5 protein-coding genes are annotated in these 2785 nt (G+C 35.7%); all 5 read left to right on the top strand.

From position 1 onward, the window contains the following. On the top strand, positions 1-429 hold a 429-nt coding region (locus V5N63_RS09520), incomplete at its 5' end, for a hypothetical protein (protein ID WP_332033757.1). A 133-nt stretch (positions 430-562) separates the two neighbouring features. Then, positions 563-1033, top strand: coding sequence for an Lrp/AsnC family transcriptional regulator (locus V5N63_RS09515; RefSeq protein WP_088467815.1), 471 nt, complete (start codon positions 563-565; stop codon positions 1031-1033). Positions 1034-1101: 68 nt separating this feature from the next. Next, the gene (locus tag V5N63_RS09510; protein ID WP_332020534.1) at positions 1102-1476 is read left to right on the top strand and encodes a hypothetical protein; all 375 of its coding nucleotides are present in this window, start codon (positions 1102-1104) and stop codon (positions 1474-1476) included. Between the two features lie 5 nt (positions 1477-1481). Continuing rightward, positions 1482-1913, top strand: a complete 432-nt coding sequence (locus tag V5N63_RS09505) for an RrF2 family transcriptional regulator (RefSeq protein ID WP_088467813.1) — start codon at positions 1482-1484, stop codon at positions 1911-1913. 127 nt (positions 1914-2040) lie between these two features. Continuing rightward, positions 2041-2754 (top strand): iron-sulfur cluster repair di-iron protein, encoded by a 714-nt coding sequence (gene ric / locus V5N63_RS09500; protein WP_332019992.1) that lies wholly within the window; start codon positions 2041-2043, stop codon positions 2752-2754. Positions 2755-2785 lie beyond the last annotated feature (31 nt).

Genomic DNA, 2785 nt, shown 5'->3' with positions numbered 1-2785 from the left:
AGTAACGAATTTCAGGTCGATTTAAATTACCTGAAAGGCGATGCAAACTCCAACAGTGGCGACCGTGCAAATGCAAGTGTGAGTATTGCGCTTTCGCCGAGAGTAACGGTAAAAACAGGGTTAGGAATCCCAATTTCCAGATCAGATAACGCGAATACCGATTATCTTTCGGGTGAAGGGATTGTAGAATACGATTGGTCTAAGAAAAACGACGGTACAAGATTGTTGCGAGCTTACAGTAAACCGACAAATATCGGATTGAACGGTGCTGGAGCCGGAAATGCAAGTGCCAACCAAAGCTACGGAGTAGGTGTAGTTTATAGTAAAAGTTTTAATACCATCTTCAAAAGGAAGAAAAAAGACAAAAATAATAATCCTAAACAGTCAGAATCTAAAAGAGATTCAATTATAAATGATACAATTAAATAAGGATAATCACTTAAATACTAAAGATTGCGTTAAAACCTGTTAATATTTATCTAAATTTTTTCATTTTAATATTTTTTTGTAAATTTGCAAAAATATTTGCAAACAATTATCAATTATACAATACATATATAAAATGAACTATCAACTCGACGAAATAGATAAAAAAATCTTGGATTTTTTAGTAGAAAACACCAGAATGCCCTTTACAGAAATCGCTAAACAAATGGAAGTTTCTGCAGGAACCATTCACGTAAGAGTTAAAAAGATGGAAGATGCCGGGATTATCTTAGGCTCTTCCCTTAATATCGATTACGGTAAACTCGATTATCATTTCACAGCCTTCATCGGAATTCTGCTCACCAAATCAAACAGAACCCAGGAAGTTTTGAAAGAACTTTCGACCATCCCGAACGTTATCGAGGCAAGTGTAATTTCCGGTAAATACAATATTTTCTGTAAAGTAAAAGCCAAAAATACAGAAGATGCTAAAAGAATCATTTACCAGATTGATGACATTCAGGATGTAATGAGAACTGAAAGTATGATCTCAATGCAGGAATATCTTTCTGATAAAAACAGATTAATCGACGCAGTTTCTATCTAACTGAACTGAATCTTTAGTAATAAATGAAAACTTTTGAATTCTTTCAAAAGTTTTTTTAATTTTACCCTATGAACGAAGAATTTTCTAACGAAAGTCCGAAAAAAGATTTAGGATTTATTTTATCACTTGCGGCTTTGCTGCTCTTCACGCTGATGGGAATTGGGATCGATTCCGACGAATATGTTCAGCAGAACGACCTCAATATTCCCGGATTTTACTTCATCCTTATTTTCCTTATCGATTTGCTGATGATTATTGGGCTAATCCTCATCTTTTTCTACAGAAAAATTGGAGTCTATATGTTCCCGGCGGCGGTGGTGCTGCATTTCTTTCTTCATAATTTTTATCTTTCGACCTTTTTGTATACCGATGTTACCAATCTGTTTATTTTTATATCGGTTGGTTTACTCGCATTCATTCCGAAGTGGCAATTCTTTAAATAACATTTATGTTTTCAAAAGCCTGCGAATACGCCATTAAAGCTTCCATTTACATTGCCCGGCAAAGTCTGCAGCAAAAAAGAGTGAATGTGAAAGAAGTATCCCAATCGATTGATGCTCCCGTAGCCTTTACCGCTAAAATTCTTCAGCAACTGTGCAGAGAAAATATTTTGGAATCGGTGCGTGGTCAGCAGGGAGGATTTGTTTTTGATAAAACTAAACAAAAAGAAATTACAATTTTTCATTTGGTAAGAATTTTTGATGGAGACGGACTTTTCACCCAGTGTGGTTTGGGACTTCAGAAATGTTCAGCAGAAAATCCTTGTCCTGTGCACGATGATTTTAAAGTAGTGCGCGAAAAACTTCTCGAAATGACGCAGAAACATTCCCTCTACGACTTAGGACTTAAAACCGAAAGCGGTCTCGCCTGGCTGAAATAAAATTCATATTTCAGTTTTCAAATTTTAGAAAACTCAACAATAAATTACTTTTAAAATTAATTAGGATAAATTTGTCCGAATTAAAAATATTTTATAAATTTGTACTATAATTTAAAACCAAAAGTAAATGCTTACTCAAGAAAAAACAATCGGCGACTTCGTTGCAGAAAATTTCAGAACTGCAGAAGTTTTTAAAAAATACAATATCGATTTCTGCTGCAAAGGCGGAAGAACGGTAGAAGAGGCTTGTGATAACAAAAAAGTAAGTCCGGAAGAAATTTATAGAGAACTGGAAGAAGTAGCCAACAGAAAATCTGAAGATATCGATTTCAATTCGTGGCCACTGGATTTATTGGCAGATTATGTTGAGAAAACCCACCACCGTTACGTGGAAGAAAAATCTGCAATGCTGATTCCTTATTTGAATAAACTTTGCAAAGTACACGGTGAAAGACATCCTGAACTTTTTGAAATTAACGAACTTTTTATAGGCAGTGCCCAGGATTTGGCAGCACACATGAAAAAAGAAGAACTCATTCTTTTCCCGTTCATCAAGCAGATGGTAGAAGCTAAGAAAAATGGCGAAGCATTGCCGGCGCCTCGTTTCGGAACAGTAGAAAATCCTGTTGCCATGATGAAGCACGAGCATGAAGCTGAAGGCGAACGTTTCGTGAAAATTGCTGAACTTACCAATAATTATGAGTTTCCAGATGATGCCTGTGGAACTTACCAGGTAACGTACAGAATGCTGGAAGACTTCCAGAACGATCTGCACAAGCACATTCACTTAGAAAATAACATTCTTTTTCCCAAAGCAATCGCGATGGAAAAAACATTCTAAATTAATTCCGTAGTTGTTTATTTGATAAGAA

Source organism: Kaistella sp. (assembly GCF_032060305.1).
GTDB classification, from domain to species: domain Bacteria; phylum Bacteroidota; class Bacteroidia; order Flavobacteriales; family Weeksellaceae; genus Kaistella; species Kaistella yananensis.
This window is presented reverse-complemented; position numbering and strand designations above follow the sequence as displayed.

Bases quoted from the DNA above. Each gene is read 5' to 3' on its own strand.
- V5N63_RS09515 (WP_088467815.1), top strand. From the start codon at position 563: ATGAACTATCAACTCGACGAAATAGATAAAAAAATCTTGGATTTTTTA.
- V5N63_RS09510 (WP_332020534.1), top strand. From the start codon at position 1,102: ATGAACGAAGAATTTTCTAACGAAAGTCCGAAAAAAGATTTAGGATTT.
- V5N63_RS09505 (WP_088467813.1), top strand. From the start codon at position 1,482: ATGTTTTCAAAAGCCTGCGAATACGCCATTAAAGCTTCCATTTACATT.
- ric (WP_332019992.1), top strand. From the start codon at position 2,041: ATGCTTACTCAAGAAAAAACAATCGGCGACTTCGTTGCAGAAAATTTC.